The organism is Candidatus Flexicrinis affinis (assembly GCA_016716525.1).
Lineage (GTDB): Bacteria > Chloroflexota > Anaerolineae > Aggregatilineales > Phototrophicaceae > Flexicrinis > Flexicrinis affinis.
In genome coordinates, this window is sequence record JADJWE010000002.1 from 136,575 (window position 1) to 160,949 (window position 24,375).

Genomic DNA, 24,375 nt, shown 5'->3' on the forward strand with positions numbered 1-24,375 from the left:
CCGGCATGCTCCGGCGGCGCTCGCACGACAGAAGGAGTCGCAATGTTCGAACAGCTTCCCGGCTTGTCCAGTCTCTCCCCGGAAATCCGCGAGATCGTGCTCCGGGTGCTGGCCGTCATTATCGTCGTCATTCTGATCTACTTCTCACGCCGCCTCGTGACATTCGCCGTGCTGGCCCCGTTCAAACGATTGGCGGGCCGTACCAACTCTCAGACGCCAGAGAAACTCGCCGACATCGTCGGCGGGCCTGTCCGGTTGGTGCTGGTCGCGGCGGCGCTGCTCGTCACCGCCCGCATTGTCGTGCCCGGCGACGCTGTATTCAACGGCCTCGCGCAGTCCGTTTCGCGGATATTCATCCTGATCGGCGTGCTGCTGCTGGTCTACCGCTCGATCGACATCATACTTCCTACCAGCACGCACCTCGCGACGCTGACCGGCATTGTCATACAGGATCGGCTACTGCCATTCATCCGCGTCGGGATGAAGATCTTTATCATCGCGTTCGGCGGCGTGATCATCCTGCAAGAGTTTGGCTACGATGTCACTGGCTTGATTGCCGGCCTCGGTGTCGGCGGTTTGGCGCTATCGCTCGCCGCGCAGGATACGGTGGCGAACTTGTTCGGATTTGCGTCAATCATCGGTGACAGCCCTTTCTCGGTCGGTGACTACATCCGAACGCCGGACGTCGAGGGGATCGTCGAGCACGTCGGCGTGCGATCCACGCGCGTGCGTCAGCTTGATCAAACGCTGATCACGATCCCGAACAACGTACTTGCCAACAGCGCGATCAGCAATTTTTCGCGTATGCCCCGCCGCCGCATCGACTTCACCGTAGGCGTGACGTATCGCACGACTGCCGCTCAGATGCGTGTGCTGCTCGAACGTCTGCGGGCAATGCTCAAGGAGTGGCCCAGCGCCGACCCGTCCACCGTGCAGGTCTACTTTTCGAAGTTCAATGACAGCTCGCTCGACGTTCTCGTACGCTGCTATGTGCGCAAGCTCACGTGGGACGAGATGATGACCGAAAACGAGGCGATCATGCTGGGAGTCATGGAGATCGTGGAAGAACTTGGCTTGAGCATCGCCTTCCCGACGCGTTCGCTCGTCTTCGAGCCGGACGCGCGTGTCGTCGCGGCGCTCGATCGCGGTGAGTCATCCGGTGACGACCGTCAGCCGGATGAGGGTTAGTTGTCGTCGGAAATGAAGACCTGCCACGGCGACTGCTGCATCGCCGCGTCGCCCACCCCGTAGTAAATCCGAAGCGCTCCGTCCGGCCCGCGTTGGGCGAGGTCGTAACGCGTATCGCCCTTGCTGTTGTAGCGGCGCACCAGCCCGACCTCGCCGGCCCACTGCACCGAGTCTTCGGTGACAGGCTCGGACTCGGCCTGCTTGATCGCGTAATGCCACAACAGGCGCGACGAACTGCGTGTCACGTTGCGCACGATGTTGCCGTTTCTAAGGTCGCGCATCGCGTAGTATATGGTGCCGTCGCGCTCCTCGGTCGAGACGATCTCAACACCGGCGCGAGGCGGTTCGACCAGCTCCTGCGCGGGCGTGGCGGGCGGCGCAACGACCAGAGCGGGCACCTCGGCGGTGACTGTTGCGGTGGGCTGCTGCTCTTGGTCGGACCCGCTGCGCAGCGCCAACCCTTGCGTCACGAGCGTCACGATTTCGTCGCGCCAGGCGAGATTCGTCTCGGCTTCGTCGCGGACGTAGATCTTGCTGTGCTCGATCGCGTACGGGCGCTCTTCGCCAAACGGCACCTGAATGCGCACCACTGGCTTGCCCTGCGTTTCCTGCACGTCCATCTCGACGGCAATCTCCGGCGCGATGGCTTTGCGGATCTCGCGTTCCAACAGCTCCATCGTCGCACGCGCATCGGAGACGCCTGCCGGAGCCTTCTTCTTGTCCGCGCCGACGCCGACGTAGATCGTCCCGCCGTTGGTGTTGGCGAACGCGCACACGTCCCGAATCACGGCGGCCAATGCGCCGTTCTTGCGCTCGCAGGACTCGTGGAACGCTTGAATGACGCTCGGCCCTTCTTCGCGCGCAAGCTGCACGTAATCCTGCGGCTTGAGGTTCGGCTGGTAGGGACGCGAGCGCGAAAAGTCGGCGCTTTGAAACAGCGCCAGCAGCGCCGCGAAACTACGCTCAGGCAGCAGGAACTCGGTCACGCGTTCGCCGATACCAGGGTGCGTGACCCGCCCGTTGCGATCGCGTACCGTGTCAAGACGGTGGGCATCGCTGCCTTGAATACAACGCATCTTGCGCGGGTATTCGGCCTTCGTGCCATCGAAGAAGCGCGATGTCGCGCGCCGGTCGCGACGCGTCAGGTCGGTTACCTCAAGCGCGTGTAGGTTGCGATCCTGCGTGTAGGCGATGCGAGTCTGCCCCCCGAAATCAAGGCCGACCATAGCCACGCCGTGCGTGCTGTTGACGTGCGCCGCGATGCACAATCCGCCCGCTTCGTTGATCAGCCGGTACGCCGTCAATACGTCGGACGACGCGCCAACTTCGCTGCTGCCGACATCCATTGCGTGTGACGGCACGTTGAGCGCCAGCAGCAGATGTTCCAGTACGCGAATCGGCGTGTCCGGCGAAAAGATACCGAGGATGTGGAAGCCGAACGTGGCAGTGAACTCGAATCCGGGCAGCACGAGCAGCCTCTCGAACAGCCGGCGATACTCGGCCAGAAGGCGCAGTTCGTCGGCCTGCGCACGCCCCAATGACTCGAGGAACTCCAGTCGTTCGACCTCGCGCAGCATGGCGGAATAACCGGCGATGGTGTTGTGGTCGGTGAGCGCAATGATGTCGAGGCCGAGCGCGTCAGCACGCCGAAGAATATCGATATACCGAACGCCAGACTCCTGATAGTCGGCAGAGGCCGGCGTATGGAGATGCAGGTCGGCGCGGTACCACGTCTGCTGGCGCGACGATTTACGCGATGCCATAGGGTTAGGTGCGCGGGGCCGCAGCAAGCCGCCTGAGCGCGGCAATCAGGTCGTCGGGTTCGAATGGCTTGAGCAGAAATTCGGTCGCGCCGGCCTTGCGTGCCTCAGGCTCGATATCCTTGCCCGAAGCGACGAGCACCGGTGTAGAGGCTAGATGTTCGCGCTCGCGGAATTTCGAGATCAGCTCGAGGCCGGTCATATCGTTGAGATGGAAGTCGACCATCACGACGTCTGGGGACTGCTGTTCGGTGAGGGCAAGCGCCGCCGCCCCGTTTGGCGCAGACTCGACAGCGAAACCCTCCAATTCAAGCAGCATCTTGAGAAGCCGGGACATCTCGACTTCATCATCTACTATGAGCACACGGTTCAATACTACACCTCTATGTATCGCAGTGCTTGTTCATGAGACAGCACAGTCAATTATGTGAAGTGTACCCAAATCGGGGGGCAGTGTCTATTCCGCGGAGAATCGTCGCTTGTCGTGCGGCCCAAGCGTCGGTTATGCTTTTCGCAAGATGCGTCGCGCAAGGGGGATCTATGACAATTCGGCGGGTTGCGGTAATGACCAGCGGTGGTGACGCACCGGGCATGAACGCGGCGATCCGCGGCGTCGTGCGGGCCGGGCTGTACAACGGTTGGGAGATGTTCGGTATCCGCGAAGGCTTTGCCGGGCTGATGTCTGGAGACTATCGGCCATTGGGCGCCCGCGACGTGGGCGGGATCATCCAGCTCGGCGGCACAATGCTCGGGAGCGCGCGCGCGCCGGAGTTCAAGACCGCGGAGGGTCAAGCGCAGGCCGTCGCCAAATTGTCGCAGGCCGGTATCGATGCGGTCGCCGTGATCGGCGGCAACGGGTCGCAGACCGGGGCGCACGCCCTGAGCCAGCACGGCATTCCTGTCGTTGGCGTCGCTTCGACCATCGACAATGACTTGACCGGATCGGACATCACCATCGGCGTAGATACGGCGCTCAACATCGCACTGGAAGCTATCGATCGGCTCAAGACCACGGCGTCGTCGCACCGCCGCGCGTTTCTCGTCGAGGTCATGGGGCGCAACTGCGGATACCTCGCGCTCATGGCAGGAATTGCCGGCGGCGCCGAAGCGATCTGCATACCCGAGATCCCAGTCACCAATGAAGAGGTCGCGCGGGTGCTGCAAGATGCGTACAAGCGCGGCAAGACACATGGCATGGTCGTCGTGGCGGAAGGCGCGTCCAACGATGCCAACGAACTGGCCCAATATCTCCATCAGCAGACCAGCAACGGTGTCGGCTTCGAAGTCCGGGCGACGACGCTCGGGCACGTGCAGCGCGGCGGCATTCCGACCGCCTATGACCGTCTGCTCGGGTCACGCCTTGCGGCCCATGCGATGGACTGTTTGGCGAAAGGTCAGTACAACGTATTGGCCGGCCAGCTAAGCGGGAAAATGGCCGCTACGCCGTTGGCCGAAATCGCTGGCAAGACCAAGTCGATTCCCGCGGAGCTGTTCGAATTGGCCGAAGTGCTGGCGCGGTAAACACGCCACCCGCGCCCTATTCCCACGTGCGCAGATCAACCACCGTTCGGCCAGCCTCGAGCGTGCCGAGCGGTACGAACTCGACCACATCGACGCGCAAACGTGCCGCGTATTCGACCGCCTGCCGCACCGCGCCCTCAAGCGCCGCCGCGCCGGCCGGGTCTTCGACCTCGAGCCGCAGTGTGACGACGTCGCGGTTCTCGGGGCGTGTGATGACCGCCTGCCCGCCCTTGACGGTGTCTGCGAAACGAGCCAGCGCGAACCGGAACTGGTTTGGATGCAGGAACATCCCGCGCACTTTGACCGCCTCGCCGCTGCGCCCGAACAGGCCAAGTAGCTGCTGCCGCCCGTTGGTGCGCGCGTCAGGTTCGGCCGCCAGCGCGCCGAGGTCACCGGTACCGAAGCGAATCAGCGGATAGGCCTTGTTAAATACGGTCACAACCAGCTCGCCCACCTCCCCGCCGGGGAGAGGTGCGCCAGTCTGAGGGTCGCACGCTTGAATGTGCACAGAATCCATGATAACGAAACCCTGCACGCCGTCCATTGTGTACGCAACGAGGCCGATGTCGGCAGTGCCGTAAGCGCTGGTCGTCTTCATGCCGTAATCGCCCTCGAAGCGGGCCTTCTGAGTCGGCGTGTACGGCTCGGCGCTGAACAGCGCCTTTTTGATCGGGACTTCGTTCTTCGCCAGTCCCATTTCCTCGCACTTGTCGAGGATCGTCATCAGGTAGCTGGGCTGGCCGACAAAGCCGGTCGCGCCCAACCGCGTCATGGCGAGAATCTGGAGCTCGGTGTTGCCCGGGCCGGTCGGGACAACCGTTGCGCCGACCGCGCGCAGGGCGTCGTCGAGCAGTATGCCCGCCGGCACGAGATGATACATGAAGGTGTTCAGCACGCGGTCGCCGCGCCCGAACCCTACGTACCGGAACGCCTCAAGCGATGCTTCCATGCCGTCCGGATTGATCGGCTGCGGGTCGAAGATCGGCCCCGGCGAAATGTAAATCCGCGGCAGGTCGGCCGGGTCGACGGCCAGCATGCCGCCGAACGGCGGGTTGTTCTGATGCAGCTCGACAAGCTGATCCTTGCTCGTGACGGGAATCTTGCCGAGATCGGCCACACCTCGGATGTCCGCCGGTGTGATTCCGGCCGACTCGAACGTAAGACGGACTGCCGGCGCATTGGCATACGCGTGCGTGACGAGATCGTGAATGCGTTCATCAAGCCGGGTCATGCTGCGTACTCCTTCGTCTGTGTGTTAACCGCGTGCCACGATCAGCGTAGCTGCGAGGGGACGGCCCGATCGCTGCGTCAGCCTAGCCAGCGCTTGCGGCGCTTGTAATGCTTGACTTCGCGGTAGCTCTTCCGCTCGCCGAGCTGATTCAGGCCGAGGTAAAACTCTTTGATATCCTCGTTTTCGCGAAGCTGCGCTGCGGGGCCGTCGAGCACAATGCGGCCGTTCTCCATGACATAACCGTGATCTGCAATCGCGAGCGCCGCCCGCGCGTTCTGCTCCACCAGCAGCACCCCAACCCCGGACTCCTCGCGGATCTTGCGCACGATGGCGAAGATTTCCTCGACCAGCATCGGCGCCAGCCCGAGCGAAGGCTCGTCCAGCATGATCAGCTTCGGGTGGCCCATCAGGGCGCGGCCGATAACCAGCATCTGCCCTTCGCCGCCCGACAGATAGCCGCTGACCCGTTTGCGAAGATCCCGCAGGCGCGGAAAGAAATGGAAGACTTGTTCAAGATCGGTCTTGGCATGGCGCGCGCCTTGATACGCCATCGCTCCGGTCATTAAGTTCTCTTCGACAGTGAGGTGACGAAACAGCGGCCGGCCCTCGACCACCTGAATCAAACCGCGCCGGACGATGTCCTCGGCGGTCAGCACGTCGAGCCGTTCGGCGTGCCACGACACGCTGCCACGCGTGATCTCTCCGTTCTCGCCGCGCAGAAGGCCGCTGATGGCCTTGAGCGTCGTCGACTTGCCGGCGCCGTTCGGCCCAAGCAGCGACACGATCTGGCCGTCGCCCACGCTGAACGATACGCCGCGCAATACGAGGATCACACTGCTGTATATGACTTCTACGTTGTTGACAGAAAGCATCAGAATTCTTTGTGTGCGTGCCTATTCGGACGGTTAAAGCGGCCCCGGCCCGCCATTGCGACGGGCCGGAGCACAGGTTCAACAGGGCACTACATGCCCGGGCGCAAGTCCGGCGCGGGCGCAAAGTCCTCGAGCGGGATAAGCAGCGGGACGAACAGCGTCGTACCGTCGCCCGGATCGACCTTCAGGGCGTCGTCGCCGCTGGTAGCCGGCCCGGTCATGTCGGCGTTGACGTAGCGCAGCATCGCCATGCGGTTGGCGCTGGTCGAACGCAGACCTTCCGGGTAATTCAGGTGATACAGGTCGAGCGGATAGTAGTCGACGGCCTCGATGATGGAGTACATCAGCGCGCCATCGATGGCGTCAAGACTGCCGGCCTGATTTGCCGCCTGTGTATACAGCTCGGCGTAGGTATCGACCGTCGCCCAACCGAGCAGATACGAAATGTTCTGCTGCGGCAGCGTGCGTTCGTTGGCCGCGAACTGCGACAGGACCAACTGGATTCCCGGATGCTCGCGCTCGCTGTACCAACGGAACGGCAGCGAACCGACGTAGCCGTTGGCAGCGGGCAGGCCGTCGCTCCCGATCGACGAGCGGCTGAGCAGCGCGACCGACGTGTCCAACGCCCAGTTCACGCCCGCGAGCTGAACGTCGTCTTCCAAACCGAGGTCGACGACCGTCTTGGCGACGAGCGCCGGGCCGCTGGCGAGCGAATTGGTGTACAGGATGTTGGCGCCGTTATCGACGAGGTTCTGCACGTTGGTGCTGATATCGGTGGCCGACGGCAGGAAGTACTCCGGCGTATCGAGCACTTCGACACCCGCCGCTTCGCAATGCGCGATCGACTCGGGCTTGTAGGCGGCCTCACCGAACGCCCCCGGCCACGAGATGTAGCCGATAACCGGGTCCGGATACATCTCCGGGTTGGCGCCAACGAACTCGCAGAAGTCGCCGATCTGGTCGACATAAATTGGATTGCTGGCGAAGACCCAGCCGGGTGCGTCGGCGTTTTCACCGTACAGACCGTCGACCGAACCGGCCGAAATCAGTACGGGAATCTCATCCTCGGCCAACTGCGTGCGCAGCAGTTCGCTGTCCGCGCTGGCGTACAGGATCAACAGATCGGGCTTAGGATCACGGTTGCTGAAGTCGTCATACGCTGCCTGCGACTGAGCCGGATCGCCCGCCGTGTCACGGTTGATCTGCTCGAACGTCGCGCCGCACACGCCGCCGCGCTCGTTGTAGTAACTGATCGCGTCGCCCAAGCCCGCCAGCAGCGGCTGGGTGATGAACGCGAACGAACCGCTGATATCACCGAAGTGATAGATCGGAATCGTTTGTCCCGTCAGGTCGACTTCGCACGCGGTGCGCTCGACAAAGTCGGGCAGCCCTTCTTCCTGCGCACCGACCGGCACGACGATCAGCACGGCAAGAAGGATCAACAGAAGTGCTTTGCGCATAGGTCCCTTTATCCTTTCAAACACTTCAAGCTGCAGCAAATTGCAGCATGGCCCCGATTGTAGCGTGGACGCCGGACGTCAACCAAATACCCCCGGCACGCTCGGAAAGTCGGCGTCAATACGAGTACGGCCTGATCTTCCAACTGATCTTGAGAATCTCCCACCGATACGCCAGCCCCCTCGGCTCGACGATCAAGAAGATCAGCAGCGCAAGACCGAACAACAGCGGGTTCAGCGCCGCGAACACGTTCACCGGGTCGAGAAACGGCAGCAGTCCGGGCAGCGCGCTGTACAGCGGCGGAATGATTGCCGGAATGACGTTCTGGGTCAGCAGAATGACGAACGCCACTCCGAACATCGGCCCAAGCGGGAACCCTGCCCCGCCAATGATTAGCATCGCCAGCAGTTCGATCGACACTTGCGGCGCGAAGAACTCGAGCGAGATGTTGTTGGTGTGAAAGGCCATCAGGCAGCCCGCGATGCCCGCGTAGACCGCACTCAGGAAGAACGCCTGCAGCTTGTAGCTGAACACGTTGATCCCGAGCAGTTCGGCGGCCAGGTCGTTGTCACGAATGCTGATCATCGCGCGGCCTGTGCGCGTCCGGCTGATATTTCGCGCGGCCAGCGAAAGCGCCATGGCGATCGGGATGACGATGTAGTACATGGCGCCGTCCGCGCCGAAGCTGATGCCGAACAGGTCCGGAATAGGCACGTCCAGCGGGCGTGACCCGTTCGAGATGTGTTCGAGCGGATAGCGGAGAGTCCACGGGATGATGAACTGTGCCGCCAGCGTCGCCATGCTGAGGTAAAACCCTTTAACGCGCAGCGACGGTAGGCCGAACAGCAAGCCGATCAGTCCGGTAAACAGCGCCGCCGTCGGCAGGGCCAGCCAGAACGAAAAACCGAGCTGGCGCGCAAGATACGCCCCGCTGTACGCGCCGACCGCCATGAACGCCGCGTGTCCCAGCGAGACTTGCCCGGTGTAGCCGGTCAGGATATTGAGGCCCTGCACGGAAATCACAAGGATCGCGATGCGAATGATGGTGCCGACCAGCGACTGCGGAATCAGCGAGATGCCGAACGGTCCCTCCAGCGACAGCAGCGGGATCAGCAGCAGCAGCGCCACGATGCCGTACGAGACCGCCTTCTCGCCGCGCGTGCGGTTGAGCGCGATATCGTCGCTGTAGGTGGTGTCAAAAACGCCGGACGGGCGAATGTTCGAACTCATTCAAGTAGTCTCCAGAGCACGATCGTCAGTTTTCAGTGGTCAGGTGTCAGTCGTCAGAGGCCAGTGTCCAGATTTCTAGGGATCAATTCAGTTCTGACGTAATCGCGCAAATCGCTTTCTCCTGACGACTGACATCTGACTACTGACAAGTGCCACCTAAATTCGTTCAATTCGTTTCTGTCCGAACAGGCCATCGGGCCGGATCACCAGCACCAACATCAACACTAGATACGGCGCCAGTTCGGTGTCGACCTGAAGGCCGGGGAACAGACGACGGCTCATTTCCTGCACAAAGCCAACGACGATCCCGCCCACGAATGCACCGCCAATCGACTCCAGCCCGCCGAGCAGCACGGCCGGAAAGGCGTAGAACGCCAAGCCCGGAAGGTTTTGGCTCAGGCTCGTGGCGCCGCCCTGCGCGATCCCCGCGACAGCCGCCAGCAGTGCTGCGATCGCCCACGCCACGGCGAGGATTACGCGAACGCGCAAGCCGACCGACTGGGCAAGCTGTTGATTCTCGGCCGTCGCACGCATCGCGAGGCCGACGTTCGTAAACCGGAAGAACAGCACGAATGCGACGAAGGCCAGCACCGCCAACGCGAATGCCACGACCAGCTCGAGGTTAAATATGATTCGCGCAACGTCTAGCCACGTATCCGCTCCGTCGATGCTGAACCGTTCCGGCAGACCGATGCGCTTGAGCACATCGAACACCGGCAGCGGGATCTCGACGCTGCCCCATACCATCTGTGTCAATCCGTGCAGAACTTCGCCCACAGCAAGGGTCATCAGCACGGCGGTGAACAGCGGTTGTCCAATCAGGGGGCGGATCGTAAAGCGTTCGACCGCCAGCCCGAGTGCCGCCGCGCCAAGCCCGCCGCCGATAAACCCGCGGATCAACTGCCACTCCTGACCGGGCAGCAGAAGTACCGCGGTGAGCACTGCCGTACCGACCGCGCCAACGACCAACCGGCGCGGATCGCGCAGCATTCGCCACCCGTTAAGTGTAACCAGCATAAACACGACGAACGCGCTGAACAGAAAGGCGGGTACCAGTAAGACCTGCGTGACGCTGAAGAACGCGTGGAAGATCAGGCCGCCGGCCAGCATCATGTAGCCGTGCGCGAAGTTGAAGACGCCCGAAGCCTTATTGATGATCACGATGCCGAGGGCGACGAGCGAATACACCCCGCCGACCAGCACACCGCGAATCGCCGACTCCACCAACCGCCCGGGCTTCTGTGCCATGCCGTATGGCGCCAGCCAGATCAGGAACGCCAGCACTGCCGCTGCGATCAGGAACCACTTGATCGCACGCCGGGCATCGAACGCAGAAGATGGGGTCGGGTTCTGTGTCTGTGCAAACGTGGACATCAGCCGACATCCTCAATGTGAACCGAGGTCTCGACCCGTCCCGTTCGACCGTCCCGGTACTTGACCTCGGCCGATACGGTCACGCTATCTTTACCGGAGTACATCGCCTCGATCATGTCGGCATAACGCTGTTCGAGGGCGCCGCGCCGGAGCTTTCGTGTGCGGGTCAGTTCGGCCTCGTCGGCGTCGAATGCCTTGTGCAGGATCACGAATCGCTTGATACGCGCGGCAGCCGGCAGCGATGCGTTGACTGCCTTCACCTCATCGCGGATGATTTTGTACACCTCGGGCTTCTGCGTCAGGTCGACGTAGGTCGTGAAGTGAACGCGATTCTTCTCCGCCCAGCGGCTCACATTCTCGAAGTCGATGATCACGATCGCCGTAACGAAGTCCTTGTCGCTCTCTCCGATCGCCATGACATCCTGAACGTATTGACAGAACTTGAGCCGGCCCTCGATATACTGCGGGCTGAATTTCTCGCCGCTCCTGAGCGTGATCAAATCCTTCACGCGGTCGAGGTAAATCAGGTGGCCGTCGTCGTCGAAGTAGCCGGCGTCGCCAGTCTTGAAGTAGCCGTCTTCGTCAAATGCCTCTTCGGTCTTGTCCGGCATCTTGTAATAACCGGCGAACACCGTACGGCTGAAAACACGAATCTCGTTGTCCTCGGCAATCTTGACCAGCACGCCCGGGTTGGGTTCGCCTACGGTCGCCAGCTTGACCCGGCCGACCAAGTGCTGTGTCGCGCCCTGCATCTCGGTCGAACCGTACAGACTGCGCAGCTCGACGCCGACGGCGCGGAAGAAACGCAGCACCGACGGGCTGAGCGCCGACCCTGACGTGAACGCGTGGCGCATCCGGGTCATCCCGATCTTGTCGCGCAGCGGGCCGAGCACGGCGACTTGTCCAAGCCACTGCAAGAACTTCAAATGCGCGGGGATAGGCTTACGCTCGTCCTCGAGGTCGATCACCTGATACGCGATCGGCAGGAAGCGGTTGAACAATGCACGGTTGATCCAAAAGCTGTCGTTGACGCGCATCTGCATGGTGCGCGCCAGCCCCTCCCACAAGCGGCTCGGGAACAGCAGTGACGACGGCGCGATCTCGCGCAAATCGTGCTGTACCGTCTCCGGCCCTTCCGGGAAATTCACCTTGAAGCCGTTGAGCGCGTGGGCGCCGACGCCCAGCGATTGCTCGGTGATCCACGCCAGCGGGCTGAACGACACGTAATCGTCTTCTGGTGTAAACGGGACGGTCTCGCGCGTTTGCCACGTGGCGTAGAGCAGGTTGCGGTGGCGGACCATCGCGCCTTTCGGCACGCCGGAGGTGCCGGAGGTGTAGCTGAAAATCGCAATATCCTCGGGGCCGCCTTGGGCGACCATCGCCTCGAACGCGCCGGGATGCTCCTGCCCGTACTTGTGACCCATCGCGAGCACGTCTTCGAAGCGGATCAGCCACGGGTCGTCGATATTCCACATGCCGCGGTCGTCCCAGTAGATGACCTTGCGGATGTTCGGGAGTTGGTCCCGCAGGGCCAGTGCCTTGTCGACCTGCTCCTGATCGTGCGCGAACAGAAAGACCGAGTCGGAGTGGGTGACGATGTAGCCGAGTTCCTGCAAGTTCGCGTCGGTGAAAATGGCGACGCTGATGGCGCCAGCGGCATGAATCGCGTACTCCGCCCAGTAAAACTCCGGATCGTTCTCGCCGATGATGGAGACTTTGTCTTCGCGCTTTAGGCCCAGCGCCGTTAGGCCGAGGCTCAAATCGACGACCGTCTTGAAGTTGTGCGACCACGTGTATTCCTGCCAGATGCCATAGCGCTTCTTGCGCATGGCGACGCGGTCGCCCATCTGCCGCGCAGTGACGACGAACGCCTTCGCCGTCGTGTCGCGGTCGGCCGGTATCGGTTCAATCTTGTCGTACGGAACGGTAAAATAAGGTTCTGTCTTGTGTGCTTTTTCGACTGCAGCCATCGCGCCTATTCGTTCTCCTGCCCCAAATACGCCCGGATGACCGCCTCGTTCTGGCTAATCTCGGCAGGCGGCCCCTCGGCAATCTTCTGGCCAAAATCGAGCGCGACGACGTGGTTCGAAATGTCCATGACCAGCCCGACGTCATGCTCGATGAGCAAAATGGTGGTACGGCGCTGTTCATGGATGTCGAGGATGAACCGCGCCATGTCCTCTTTTTCTTCTTGATTCATGCCGGCCATCGGCTCGTCGAGCAGCAGCAGCTTAGGCTCCAGCGCCAGCGCCCGTCCCAGTTCGACTCGCTTGCGAAGACCATAGCTCAGCGTGCCGACGATCGACTTGCGAATGGCCTCCATCTCGAGGAATTCGATGATTTCCTCGACAACCGCGCGGTGTTCGATCTCCTCGCGCCGTGCCGGCCCGATAAACAGCGCGCCGGATAGCATGTTGCTCTTCATGTGTAGGTGCCGTGCGGCCATCAGGTTGTCGAGCGCAGTCATGTTGGTATACAGCGCGATGTTCTGGAACGTGCGGCTGATCCCGAGCTGTGCTCGCCTGTATGGTGGAAGTTTCGAGATGTCTTGCCCATCCAACAAAATGCGGCCGGTCTGCGGCTTATAGAAGCCGTTGATGCTGTTGATCAGGCTGGTTTTTCCGGCGCCGTTCGGGCCGATTACCGACACGATCTCACCTTCGCGCACGTCGAAGCTGATGTGCTGAAGGGCTTTAATCCCGCCAAACGAGAGCGAGACGTCGTCAATATGCAGTTTGACAGAACTCATGTACGAATGAAGACCTCAAGGTTGCGGAAATGTCAGCACTATTCCACACTATACCCACAATCGTTCTGGTGCGGCAATAACGGGTAACAACTGTCGACGGCGTTGTACCAGCCTCTTCGAGGAGCCCGGCCGCACGTGCGGCATGCTCAATTGCGTGACCTAGCCATGCGCGTCCAGCCATGCAGCAATCTCGTTCAGCACGTCCTGTTGTTCCGGCTCGTTGTGGACTTCGTGATAAGCCGCCGGAATTGTCCGTAGAGTCTTGTCCGCGCTGCCGATGTGGTCGTACAGGTACCTGCTTCCCGCCAGTGGCGTTATGCGATCTGCTTCACCGTGGACAATGAGCACGGGTAGTGTGATCGACGCGACCGATTGACGGGCACGCTCCAGCGCTTCAGCTCCGTGGACAGCCATGGCGAGTCGGGTGCGCTCAATTACATTCAGGGGATCGGCCTTGTAAGCTTTCACAACCGCCTCGTCACGGCTCACCGAGTCCGCATCGATCGGGATGGCCTTGAAGTTCGGCACAACGCGGGCCGCAGCGCGAAGCAATGTCTGCACGAAGCCCGGAAACTTCTTGTCAAACCACAGGGGCGACCCGGTAGATACCCAGCCGGCTAGACCGTCGGGATGCTGCGCGACGAACAACGTGCTGATCAGCGATCCCATGCTATGTCCGTAGATGAAGACAGGTACACCCGGATGGCGCGATCTGACGTCGTCGACCCGCGCCTTGAGGTCGGCGACCGGCTGATCGAACGAGTCGAACATTGCCCGCTCGCCTTCACTTCTCCCGTGGCCGCGATGATCGTGTCCGTACACCGCGTAGCCGCGGCGATTCAAGAAATCGACGACGTGCGCATATCGGCCGATGTGTTCGTTAATTCCGTGGACGATATAGACGACGCCTTTCGCGTTCTCGACCGGTGAATCGAGTGTGTGCAGCTTCAAGCCGTCGAATGTGCGTGTAGTACCGGTCTGCATGGCGCGTCCCTCCGGGTGATGAGACTTACTCTAGCCGATCCGCCGTGCAGTTGCCAAGCACGCGCCCCGCACGACATAATGGAAGCATGTTCAACAGCGCACGCACCCCCGAATTCGATCCGTCGCTTGACGCCGTAGCCGCTCGCGTCGACAACGTGCTGCGAACGCTAGGCGTTGACCCCGGCCTTGCGCGTCTGCCCAACACCGGCGGTTACAATATCGTGTGGCAGTTCCAGCGCGGCTCGGCGTTCATCGAAGTCCAACTCGTCAACGAGGGCGGCCGGCGCTACTTCCAAGTCTGCGCGCCGATCATGCACGTCCCATCCGATAACCTGCTGCGCCTTTACCGGCGGCTTCTGGAGTACAACATGCAGTTGAGCGGCGCGGCATTCGCGGTCTACCGAGATGTCGTGTACGTCGTCAACGAGCGTATGCTGGAAGGTCTGGACGACGCAGAAGCCAATGTGATGATCAGCAACGTGGCCGGTTTTGCCGATACGCTCGACGATAAGCTCGTGCGCGAATTCGGCGGCCGACTGTACGGGCAGGTGTGACGTGCGCAGCATCGCCGCCGTCTTGCTCATCGCCGCGCTGCTCGTAGGCTGTCAGCCCGCGAACAACGCCAGTCCGCTGCCGACAATCATGGCGCTGCCTAGCGCCACCGAGACCGTGCCGCCCAGCGACACCCCGCCGCCCTCAGCGACGTTCACGCCCAGCCCGACGCCAACCGGCCCAACGCCGGACGTAACGCTCGTGGCACAGGCCACTGTCACGTCGACGGAAACGCCCGAGCCAACCGAAACGCCGACAGAAACCCCGTCCGAGACGCCCACCGAGACGCCGTCGTCGGACGCTGCTGCAACCGCCACGTCGAACGCCACTGCCACGCAGACATTCACACCGTCGCTCACCGTCACGCCCAGCCTGACGATCACTGACACGCCGACACGTACCCCGACGCCGACGCCGTGGCCCACCGAACCGCAAGGGCCGCTGCTCGCGTTGGCGATCCTCGCGCTGTCCTCGACACCTGCGCCGCCGGTCACGTTGGTGCTGGCAACCGCAACCGGCTTCGTCCCACCGAACCCGAACACCACGCTGTGCCTGCCGCCGCCCGGTGGATTCGCGGCAGTGTACGCCGCCGATCCGGTGCTGGCGTCGCAGATCGGGTGCAGCGTGGGCGGCCCGTTGAGCTACCCAGCAGCAGTCCAACGGTTCGAGCGCGGCATGATGATCTACGTGGGTGAAAGCCCGGCAGCGGTCTACGTGCTGTACAACACGGGGAACTTCTCGCACTACAACGACACGTGGGTCGATGGCGTCGATCCAGTCAGCGGTGGCGAGATCCCGCCGCCGGGGCTGTTCGAGCCGATCCGCGGCTTCGGCAAGGTGTGGCGGTCATTCCCGGACGTGCGCAACGGCCTCGGATGGGCAATCGAGAACGAAGCTGGTACCAGCGCCACCGTTCTCGCATTCAATGCAGGCAAGATGATCGCGCTGCCGAACCTCGGTCAGGTCGCGGTGCTTGCCAATTTCGGAAACTATAGACTGCTGCCCGGAACGTCCTGACAGCCGTTTGAGAAGTAATGTGGAGGCGTTGCTTGCACAAGGTGTTTACACCCCTTGGCCCATCTCTCCGGAATTGTCGGCGCATGCGAGGACATCCGCCAGCAAGGGAGGCCGGAGAGCGAAAGCCTTACGGAAGGGGTTGGGAGAGCGTCCCAACCTGAAGTCTTATTTTCGAATTACTTCTAGGTCGGAGTCTGCTTGCGGGCACGCGGCGCACGGCGCGGCGTCGCCGGCACGTCGTTCGCCCGGCGCACACTGAGCAGCATCATCTGGGTATGACGCGCCTCAAGCAGAAGCATCGGATGCTCGGCGCTGTCGACGATCTGCGCCAACATATCCAGAAGCCGCTGATGGATTTCATCCGGCACGCTTGAGCTTTCACGCACGGCGGACAACGCGCGCAATGCCTCGCGCCGCAGCATCATGTCGCGCTCGGCCCTCAGCGGGTCGAACGCGGCCGGCTCGTCGTCAAGCGGCGCAGGATACAGTGCAAGCTCCATCAGCGTCACGACCGCCTTGGTCGACTCCATCACGTCGTCGCTTGTGCACAACACGCTGTGCCGGCGCACTTCGAGGAACTGATCCACGGTCGTGAGCTTTGCCTGCGCGCTGCGCGACTGGCTGAGCAAATCCTCGGCCTTATAGCTCAAGTCTTCGACCTCGCGGCGCTGCTCCTCGATGGCATCCTGAAGCCGGCGCGCGCCGGCGTCGCGCTCAATGTCGCGCGCTTCGGCCAGCGCGATCTTGTTGAGCGCCTCGTTGACGCGGGCTTCGGTGCTGCGCGCTTCCTCACGATATTCGCGCACGCGCTCCGCCGAGTGGGCGGCGTTGCGCTCGGCCCGTTCGGCCTTATCCGTCAACTGCTCTACCGTGCGGCGGTTCTGCTGGAAGATGTAGACGACCACGCCAAGCGCCAGCGGCAAGATCAGCGCAATGATTCCCAGCACGACTTCGAGCAAGCTGAGGATACGGTCGGCCTGATCGAGCGCCAGCGTCGCGCGCTCGTCAGGCGTGATGCCCGGCGTGGTCATCGTCGCCGGGCCAAGCCGGTCAATCCCCAACATCAGCGCCACGATCAGCACAAACACCACATACACCGCCAGCACCACGATGAGCGACACGCGCAGTACGCGCTGGCCACGGGATTCGGCGGTTCTTGTCGTCTGGCTCATGAGGCTAGGTCACTTTCTTGATGCGGTCGATCAGGTCGACCGGCAGAAACGGCTTGGTGAGAAAGCTCACTTTGTTGCGGTACTTGCGCTCCTCTTCGCGGATACGCTCGCGGATGTTCGGGTCGCGCACAACGGACGTGAAGATGATCGGCACCTCGATAAGGTTCAGCTTGCTGCGAATCGTGCGGTGCAGGCGCATCCCGGTCTCGACCGGATTGGTGAACTCCTCCCGGTCGGCGGGCCCGCCGCTGCCGGGCATCAACATATCGAGCACGAGAACGCGAAATGAGTCGCCTTCGCGGCGGAGGATCTCTAGTGTCTCGTCGACCGTCATCGTTTGGACGACGTCGTATTTTCGACGTCGCAGTGCATCGACATTGGGTTGAGCGTACTCCGGCTCGTCATCCAGCACAAGCACTCTGACGACAGCCGATCCGTCGTTCATCATGACAACAAACCTCCTAGTGGTCGGCTGCGTTTTTCGGCAGCAGTGGAAGCAGTACCGTAAACGTGGTGTGCCAGTGACGCGTTCCACCGGTCGTCCGGCCGCGACGCGACGGGTTGGCCGTCAGCGTTCCGCCGTGCGTCTCGACAATCTCGCGCGCTACATACAGACCGATGCCGGTTCCCGGCGCATGTCGCGCGGTCGCCCCGTCGGAGCGGAAGCCGTATTCGAAGATGCGCTCGACGTCCGGCGATGAAAGCTCGATCCCCTCGTTGTGCACTTCGATCATCGCCATCTCGGCGCTGATTCCGCCCACAACCCGAATCTCGGTACCGGGGAATGAGTACTTCACGGCGTTGTCGATGAGGTTGCCGATCGCATGTTTGAACAGATTGTCGGTCGTGATGATCTTCAACCTGCCATTCAACGGGATGAAGCTGTCAGTGTCGACGTTGAGCCGGCCGATCTTGCGAAGCTGCGCCGGGCCTTGAAAGTCGCGCGCTATTTCGATCATCAACGCGGCAACGTCGCCGATGATGGCGTACTCCCAATCGACATTCGACTGCGACTTCGGGCTGATCGCCGAACGCAGCAGGTTGGCAGCAAGGCGCGCGCCGTTGTTGGCACTGTACATCACGTCGTCGACGCGGTCGACAAACCACTTCAGGTCGCCCGGCGTCCAGCGACCGAACGACTCCGGATAGAACTCCTGAAGCTCGTGTACGAACTCCTGAATGTTCGAGGCGTGCCCGCGCACGGTCCCGAACGCCTGTGTGAGCTGGTGGCTGACCTTCTCCAACCACACGCGCTGGGTGTTGAGCGCGTCCTTGCGCCGGTCGGCCAGTCTGCGGTTATTGAACGCCAAACCGATGGCCGCGGCGAACTGCTCCAGCATCGTCATCTCGATGCGGTTGCCGTTGTCGATCTTGAAGCCGCCCCCGGCGATGTCGTCGTGCTCGTTCATGAAGTACGCCAGCACGCCGTGCTGTTCGCCGAGGTTCAGCTTGATCTTGAAGACCTTGTCGATGCGCTGCGCAAACGATGTGCTCCACTCTGCGATGCTGCGGTGAATGGCCGCCGGCTTTTCGGGATCGGCGCGCACGACCGAGCCCTTCAAGCCCTGCATTTCGTCGACCGTCACCGGGTCCAGTTCGTACATACGGCCTTGAAACTCGTCGGGCAGCCCGGAGATCACGACCGCAATATGCTTGTCGCGGCGCGACCCGCGCCCCGGCACCAGCACCATGCCGGCCATCGCGCCGATCAGCGCACGCATCTTATCGACCGCACGCTCGGTGCGCGCCCAGAATTGGTCCCACGAGATCGTGCTGTCGTTCAACTGCTCCGACGCCACGCGGATAATCTCGCTCGCCTTGAGCTGATGGTGTTCGGCGCGCATCTTCTTTTGGTAATCGAGCCGTTCTGCCCCCAAGCGCGACACCCAATCGGCCAGATGCTTCACGCGGGCGCTCTTTTCGTCCAGTTCGGCGCGGCTGACCGTCCGGATGTGATCGACCTTCGACGTCAGCACGCCTTCAGGCATGCCCAGTTTCGCCTCAAGGTCGTTGGCGCGGCGCATCACGACGCCGTGATCGCCGGTATCGCCGACCAGCACCTGCCCGAAGAATACGGTCGCCACCAGTTCGCCATCGACGCGAATCGGTACGGCCACGTCGGTCAAACCGGCATGGCACTTGTACAGCATGTGCGCGGATTGATTGGTGCGTGCACGGCGCGCCATCTCGGTATCATGCTCGCGGCACAGCGCGTCCCCGTCGGGATACGCGCGGAGGGCACTGCAAAAGCCGCAGAAACGCTCGCCCTCGATCGCGTCGTAGAGATACTCGTTGGTGTCTGCCAGCAGTACGTCGTACGCGCCCTCCCAGCGGCCGAGCGCACCCTCCAGCATCAGCCGGAAGGCCTCGACATCGCCGATCAGTTCGACGAACCGCGACTGTTTGGTCTCAATCACGTCTTAAGCCCTGTTCGAATTTCAACAATCATAGCATCGGACGCGCGCAGCGGGTCAAACAATGACGGCCGCCCCTCGAATTTGCTCAGTTCGTGGGGGTGGCTGACGATCGCCCGATGAACCGCGCGTTTGATTTGGAAGCACTCCGGTGCATCCTGTACAATGCCGTTTCGAGAAACGTTGGGAAACTTTTGCCGAGGAGATGAGATGAGATTGGCGCGCGTTCTTGCTGTAATGACGTTATGGTTGCTGGCCGTGAGCGCGGTGTCGGCACAAGGGACGATCACGTCGGCGGTGGTGCCGACCAACGTTCGCAGCGGCCCCGGTACCGAGTGGCGCATTCTTGGCACTGCTCCCGCCGGTACGACAATCGCGCTAGACGGGCAGGCATTCGGCGGGAACTGGGTGCGCGGCATTACGTCCGGCGGTTTGGTGGGCTGGATGTACCGCGAGAACCTCGCGATTGACGGTGGCGCGGCCGCGGGCTTGCCGCCGGTTTATCTTGAAACGCCGTTCAACCTTTCTGCGCCGGCACAGCAAGGCGACATCGGCGGTGGCGGCGGATCGATCTTCACCGCGAACGCGCGCCTGAACATTCGCAGCGGCCCGGGAACGCAGTGGCGCCTGATCGGTGGGCTGGAAGTTGGCCAATCGTTCAACGTCGATGGCAAAGACTTCAGCGGCACGTGGGTGCGCGGCATCACGCCCGAAGGTACGATCGGCTGGGCGTTTGCGCAGTATCTGAGTGGGGCGGTCGGTGGACTGCGTGTCGTCAACCGCGACGCGCCCTTCTCGCTTTCTGCTCCGGCGGGCGGCAGTGCCCCGGCAGAAAGCGCGCCCGCCTCGCCCGACATCCCAGTCTCGAACGCGGCCCCGGTGCGCGGGTTCAACCTCGGCGGCCACGTCCGCAACCTGAGCGAGAACACGGTCAACTGGATGCGTGTCGCCGGCATGTCATGGGTCAAGAAGCAGGTCGTATGGGAGCCGGGTAACGATCCCAACGGCGTGGGCGGCCTGATCAACGAGGCGCACGGGCACGGATTCCGCATCCTGCTCAGCATCGTCGGCAAACCCGACAAGGTGAACGATCCCGGTTATTTCGAGGCCTACGCCGCGTACGTCGGTGGCGTCGCCGCGCTTGGTGCGGACGCCATCGAAGTGTGGAACGAGCCGAACATCGACCGCGAGTGGGCGGCGGGCAGCATCAACCCGGCACAATACACCGAGTTGCTGAGGCAGGCGTACAATGCGATCAAAGGCGCACGGCCGGAAACAATCGTCATCAGCGGCGCTCCGTCGCCGACAGGATACTACGGCGGGTGCACGCCGTGGGGCTGCGACGACAAGCCGTTTGTCGAAGGCATGTACGCCGCCGGCGCGGGCCGATACATGGACTGCATCGGCATCCATTACAACGAAGGCATCTTGCCGCCGAGTGCCAGCAGCGGCGATCCGCGCGGGAACCCGAACCACTATACGCGCTACTATCCGACCATGGTCAGCACCTACATCAATGCCTTCCGCGGGACGAAGCGGCTGTGCTTCACCGAGCTGGGCTATCTGACGCCTGAGGGTTACGGCCAACTGCCCGACGGCTTCCTGTGGGCTGCGGACACGTCGCTGGCCGAACAGGTCGCGTGGGTCGATCAGGTCGTCAGCATCGCCGCGGGCAGCGGGCGCGTGCTGCTGATGATTATCTGGAACGTGGATTTCGAGAACTATGGCGGTGGCGATCCACAGGCGGGCTACGCGCTCATCCGCCCGGGTGGGGATTGCCCTGCGTGTCGTGCGCTCTCACAATAGAGGGCAAGTGCTGCGTGTCCTTGCAAAAGGAGGACTCATGCGTAAGCTGCGAATGATAGGGGTGGTACTGGCGATGATCTTCGCCGGTGCAGCAACGGCTCAAGGTGCGCCGGAGCAGATTCAAGACGCGTTGTCGGCATTCAACCAACGCCTCGGTACGGCGCTCACGCTCAACGACTTCTTCTGGACGTGGGAGCAGTCGACGTTTCCGGACAGCGCGCTCGGCTGCCCTGCCGAAGGGGCACAGCCGGTCGCCGGTACGGTCGTCGGGTATCGCTTCCTGTTCACCTATGCCGACGTGACGTACGAGTATCGCGTGTCGGCCGACCGTACGGTGACGGCCTTCTGCGGCACGGTGAACCAATCGTCGCAGACAGGCGGTGAAGACATCGCCGGGGTCGTCGACGACGTCGCCGAGCTGTCGAACTCGCTGTGCCCGGCACCCCAGCCCGGCAGCGCCTACCCGCGGACGCGGCTCGCCCCGGGCATACAGGCGCGTGTAATCGGTGGTACGCCGAACAACCTGCGCAGCGAACCGAACGTCAATGCGCAGTTGCTCGGCCAAATCCCGAATGTCGCGACCTTCGATGTGCTCGCCGGGCCAATCTGCGATCCGACTGGCATGTTGTGGGTACAGGTGAACTACAACGGCGCGATCGGCTACACCGCCGAAGCGTCCGGGCAAGATGTCTATCTCGAACCGCTGCCGCCCACGATCAGCGGTACGCCTGTCAATGCTCTCACCGTCGCGAGCGCGGCGCAGTGGCGCGAATACGCCAAACTGCAAGGCAATTTCGGCACCGGGCTGATGTGGTCTTCGACCGGCAAACTGGCCGTCACCGGCGACGCGGGCGCGGAAGGCTTGTGGCTGTACGAACAGGGCGCGATCGCCGCCGCTCCCCGCACGATTCGGTCGGTCGACCGATTCGTCCGCGGCGTGTTCTCGGATCAGCGCGAAACGCTCGTGCTCGGGGCAGCCGACGGCAGCGTGCACATCTGGGACCTCAGCCCGTCGAGCAATCTGATCGAGCGGCTCGTGCTTAACGCACACAATGCGGCGGTTTCGGCCGTGGCGATCAGCCCCGACCTGCGCCGAATCGCAACTTCTGGCGGGTATGCGTTTGCCAGCGTGCAGCAAGACGACAATCTCTACGCCGTGTTGGTGTGGGACATCACCAACGTGTCGCAAGTGTACGCGCTGCGCGGACATACCGGCGAGGTGACCGGCGTGGCCTTCAGCAGCGATGGCCGCTCGATAGCCACGTCAAGCCTCGACGGATCGGTGCGCATCTGGGACGCGACATCAGGGTTGCAGACAGCCCGCGTCGACAGCGATATCCCCGCCACCGCGATGGCCTACAGCCCCGACGACTCGGTGCTGGTCGTCGGTTATCAGGACGGGGCGACTCTGGCGTTGGCGCTGGTCGGCAGCTTGAGCGCCGGACCCGTGGTGCCGACCCACAGCGCGCCGGTTACGGCGTTGGCGTTCAGTGGCGACGGGATGTTGTTGGCGTCCGCTGCTTCGGACGGATCGGTCGGAGTCCGGGACGGAAACCAGCTGCTGACGTCCGACCCGCCGGTCGTGTTGGGCGGTGTCAACGCCGGAGCCATCTCCGCGCTGGCGTTCAGCCCGGATCGTACGCTGCTGGCATCGCTTGGGGCCGACAACACGATTCGGCTGCTGGCCGCGCCGTAAGCTATCACGGCAACGACAGAGGGGCGGCCAACCGGTCGCCCCTCGTCATAACAGCGATCGTCGCGGCCGGAAACCAACCGCGATCCGGCGCGCCTTCGCCTTTCCCCTTGAACCTTGCCTCTTGCCCCTATTCGATCGGCAGCGAGTCGTCGTTACCCCACTCTTTCCAGCTGCCGTCATAGACCGAGCCGCCGTCGAACCCGGCGAGGCGATACGCAAGCAGCGCGAGGCTGGCGCTGACCCCGCCATTGCAATACATCACGACATCCTGATCGTCGGCGTCGACCCCCACTTCGCCAAACAGTGCGCGCAGCGTTTCGGGCGCTGGCATCCGCCCGTCCGGGGTCGCGAGCGCCTCTTTGATGGGCAGGTTGACCGCCCCGGGGATATGGCCCTTGCGCTTAGCTCGCGCAGACTCGCCACGGTACTCCGCCGCTGAACGCACGTCGATCAGCGCCGTGTCGGTATGCAGCGCGCCCTCAACCGCGTGCTTGTCGCGCCGGATCGGTGCGTCGAGGCGCGGCACAAACGCGCGCGGCGTGACGAACGGAACGCGCGCCGAAACAGGACGGCCTTCGGCGGTCCACGCGTTCCACCCGCCGTCGAGGATCGCCACGCGCCGGTGGCCGTAGTAGTGCAGCGCCCACCACATGCGTGCCGCGAACATCCCGTTGGCGTCGTCATATGCGACGACCATGACGTCCTCGTCTATACCGAGCGCCGACATCAGCGCTGCGAACTTTTCCGGTGGCGCGATCTGTACTTTGCCCGGACCGTCCACCGTGATGTCGGTCACCCAGTTCACGAAGCGCGCGCCGGGGATATGCGACTCGGCGTAAGCCTCGTCATGCGCGAAGTAGTGCGGAAGCGGCTCGGTCGCCGGGATGACATGGCCGCGAATGTCGATCACGACCACGTTCGGATCGGCCAAATGGGCTTCGAGCCATTCCGTACTGACCAGCAGGTGCGACATCGTGTCTCTCCAGATCGCTCTATTTGGCCTGGCTAGTGTGCCGGTTCGAACCGCTATTGGCAATACCGCGCCGAGATGTCACATAGGAGTTGGGGGGCCCGCCGTGGTACAATTCGCGGCAGAAGCGACTTGCCTTACACGATGGAAAACAAGGAGCGTCCGATGCGTTCCATCACGCGAATGATTGGGTTGATCGCCATCCTACTGCTGACGGCGCTTCCGGCGCTGGCACAGGAGGTTGCAGAAGCGGCATCCACCGATACACCTCAGGGTCTGGGGCTGCTGATGCTGCTGATCGGATTAGGCGCCGTCGCCGCGGTCGGTTTACTGATGTCGCGCCGCGAATCCTCCGGTTCTGACGACGAACTGGTCTAGGCT

The 24,375-nt window shown here is 62.6% G+C and carries 21 protein-coding genes; 7 read left to right on the top strand and 14 right to left on the bottom strand.

Features of this window, described 5'->3' with window-relative positions; translation table 11 throughout:
• Positions 1-42: 42 nt before the first annotated feature.
• Positions 43-1,188: a mechanosensitive ion channel family protein gene (locus IPM16_09775; GenBank protein ID MBK9123391.1), complete on the top strand. Its 1,146-nt coding sequence runs from the start codon at positions 43-45 to the stop codon at positions 1,186-1,188.
• Here IPM16_09775 and IPM16_09780 read toward each other — a convergent pair.
• The gene (locus tag IPM16_09780) at positions 1,185-2,951 is read right to left on the bottom strand and encodes a putative DNA binding domain-containing protein (GenBank protein ID MBK9123392.1); all 1,767 of its coding nucleotides are present in this window, start codon (positions 2,949-2,951) and stop codon (positions 1,185-1,187) included. The genes IPM16_09775 and IPM16_09780 overlap by 4 nt on opposite strands.
• 4 nt (positions 2,952-2,955) lie before the next feature.
• A complete protein-coding gene (locus tag IPM16_09785) occupies positions 2,956-3,285 on the bottom strand; it encodes a response regulator (GenBank protein MBK9123393.1) in 330 nt (109 codons plus the stop codon).
• 209 nt (positions 3,286-3,494) lie between these two features.
• Here IPM16_09785 and IPM16_09790 point away from each other — a divergent pair, with 209 nt between their 5' ends.
• Positions 3,495-4,469 (top strand): 6-phosphofructokinase, encoded by a 975-nt coding sequence (locus IPM16_09790; protein MBK9123394.1) that lies wholly within the window; start codon positions 3,495-3,497, stop codon positions 4,467-4,469.
• Positions 4,470-4,485: 16 nt separating this feature from the next.
• Here the strand turns inward: IPM16_09790 and IPM16_09795 are convergent, their stop codons facing one another.
• From IPM16_09795 to IPM16_09830, 8 genes are all read right to left on the bottom strand, one after another.
• Positions 4,486-5,700, bottom strand: coding sequence for a phenylacetate--CoA ligase family protein (locus IPM16_09795; GenBank protein MBK9123395.1), 1,215 nt, complete (start codon positions 5,698-5,700; stop codon positions 4,486-4,488).
• Positions 5,701-5,777: 77 nt separating this feature from the next.
• Positions 5,778-6,572, bottom strand: a complete 795-nt coding sequence (locus IPM16_09800) for an ABC transporter ATP-binding protein (GenBank protein MBK9123396.1) — start codon at positions 6,570-6,572, stop codon at positions 5,778-5,780.
• Positions 6,573-6,661: 89 nt separating this feature from the next.
• Positions 6,662-8,032 carry an ABC transporter substrate-binding protein gene (locus IPM16_09805; protein MBK9123397.1) on the bottom strand — a complete coding sequence of 457 codons (1,371 nt, stop codon included), beginning with the start codon at positions 8,030-8,032 and terminating at the stop codon, positions 6,662-6,664.
• A 115-nt stretch (positions 8,033-8,147) separates the two neighbouring features.
• The gene (locus tag IPM16_09810) at positions 8,148-9,260 is read right to left on the bottom strand and encodes a branched-chain amino acid ABC transporter permease (protein ID MBK9123398.1); all 1,113 of its coding nucleotides are present in this window, start codon (positions 9,258-9,260) and stop codon (positions 8,148-8,150) included.
• A 156-nt stretch (positions 9,261-9,416) separates the two neighbouring features.
• Positions 9,417-10,634, bottom strand: coding sequence for a branched-chain amino acid ABC transporter permease (locus IPM16_09815; protein ID MBK9123399.1), 1,218 nt, complete (start codon positions 10,632-10,634; stop codon positions 9,417-9,419).
• The gene (locus IPM16_09820; protein MBK9123400.1) at positions 10,634-12,604 is read right to left on the bottom strand and encodes an AMP-binding protein; all 1,971 of its coding nucleotides are present in this window, start codon (positions 12,602-12,604) and stop codon (positions 10,634-10,636) included. The genes IPM16_09815 and IPM16_09820 overlap by 1 nt, the downstream gene beginning before the upstream one ends.
• A 5-nt stretch (positions 12,605-12,609) precedes the next feature.
• Positions 12,610-13,383 (bottom strand): ABC transporter ATP-binding protein, encoded by a 774-nt coding sequence (locus IPM16_09825; protein ID MBK9123401.1) that lies wholly within the window; start codon positions 13,381-13,383, stop codon positions 12,610-12,612.
• A 159-nt stretch (positions 13,384-13,542) separates the two neighbouring features.
• A complete protein-coding gene (locus IPM16_09830) occupies positions 13,543-14,367 on the bottom strand; it encodes an alpha/beta hydrolase (GenBank protein ID MBK9123402.1) in 825 nt (274 codons plus the stop codon).
• 86 nt (positions 14,368-14,453) lie between these two features.
• Between IPM16_09830 and IPM16_09835 the strand changes: the two genes are divergently transcribed.
• The gene (locus IPM16_09835) at positions 14,454-14,921 is read left to right on the top strand and encodes a YbjN domain-containing protein (GenBank protein MBK9123403.1); all 468 of its coding nucleotides are present in this window, start codon (positions 14,454-14,456) and stop codon (positions 14,919-14,921) included.
• A gap of 1 nt (position 14,922) precedes the next feature.
• Positions 14,923-15,936 (top strand): hypothetical protein, encoded by a 1,014-nt coding sequence (locus IPM16_09840; GenBank protein MBK9123404.1) that lies wholly within the window; start codon positions 14,923-14,925, stop codon positions 15,934-15,936.
• 182 nt (positions 15,937-16,118) lie between these two features.
• Here IPM16_09840 and IPM16_09845 read toward each other — a convergent pair whose 3' ends face one another.
• The 3 genes from IPM16_09845 to IPM16_09855 are packed head-to-tail and all read right to left on the bottom strand — an operon-like array spanning position 16,119 to position 19,525.
• Positions 16,119-17,108 carry a hypothetical protein gene (locus tag IPM16_09845; GenBank protein ID MBK9123405.1) on the bottom strand — a complete coding sequence of 330 codons (990 nt, stop codon included), beginning with the start codon at positions 17,106-17,108 and terminating at the stop codon, positions 16,119-16,121.
• A gap of 4 nt (positions 17,109-17,112) precedes the next feature.
• Positions 17,113-17,556, bottom strand: coding sequence for a response regulator transcription factor (locus tag IPM16_09850; protein MBK9123406.1), 444 nt, complete (start codon positions 17,554-17,556; stop codon positions 17,113-17,115).
• Between the two features lie 13 nt (positions 17,557-17,569).
• Positions 17,570-19,525, bottom strand: a complete 1,956-nt coding sequence (locus IPM16_09855) for a PocR ligand-binding domain-containing protein (GenBank protein ID MBK9123407.1) — start codon at positions 19,523-19,525, stop codon at positions 17,570-17,572.
• A gap of 207 nt (positions 19,526-19,732) precedes the next feature.
• On the opposite strand from IPM16_09855, the gene IPM16_09860 reads away from it, so the two are divergent.
• Positions 19,733-21,328, top strand: coding sequence for an SH3 domain-containing protein (locus IPM16_09860; GenBank protein MBK9123408.1), 1,596 nt, complete (start codon positions 19,733-19,735; stop codon positions 21,326-21,328).
• A 37-nt stretch (positions 21,329-21,365) separates the two neighbouring features.
• Positions 21,366-23,024 carry a WD40 repeat domain-containing protein gene (locus tag IPM16_09865; protein MBK9123409.1) on the top strand — a complete coding sequence of 553 codons (1,659 nt, stop codon included), beginning with the start codon at positions 21,366-21,368 and terminating at the stop codon, positions 23,022-23,024.
• Positions 23,025-23,151: 127 nt separating this feature from the next.
• On the opposite strand, the gene IPM16_09870 is transcribed toward IPM16_09865, so the two are convergent.
• Positions 23,152-23,997 carry a sulfurtransferase gene (locus IPM16_09870; GenBank protein MBK9123410.1) on the bottom strand — a complete coding sequence of 282 codons (846 nt, stop codon included), beginning with the start codon at positions 23,995-23,997 and terminating at the stop codon, positions 23,152-23,154.
• A gap of 162 nt (positions 23,998-24,159) precedes the next feature.
• Between IPM16_09870 and IPM16_09875 the strand changes: the two genes are divergently transcribed.
• Complete coding sequence (locus IPM16_09875; protein ID MBK9123411.1) at positions 24,160-24,372, top strand: hypothetical protein; 213 nt, start codon at positions 24,160-24,162, stop codon at positions 24,370-24,372.
• The last annotated feature ends 3 nt before the right edge of the window (positions 24,373-24,375 follow it).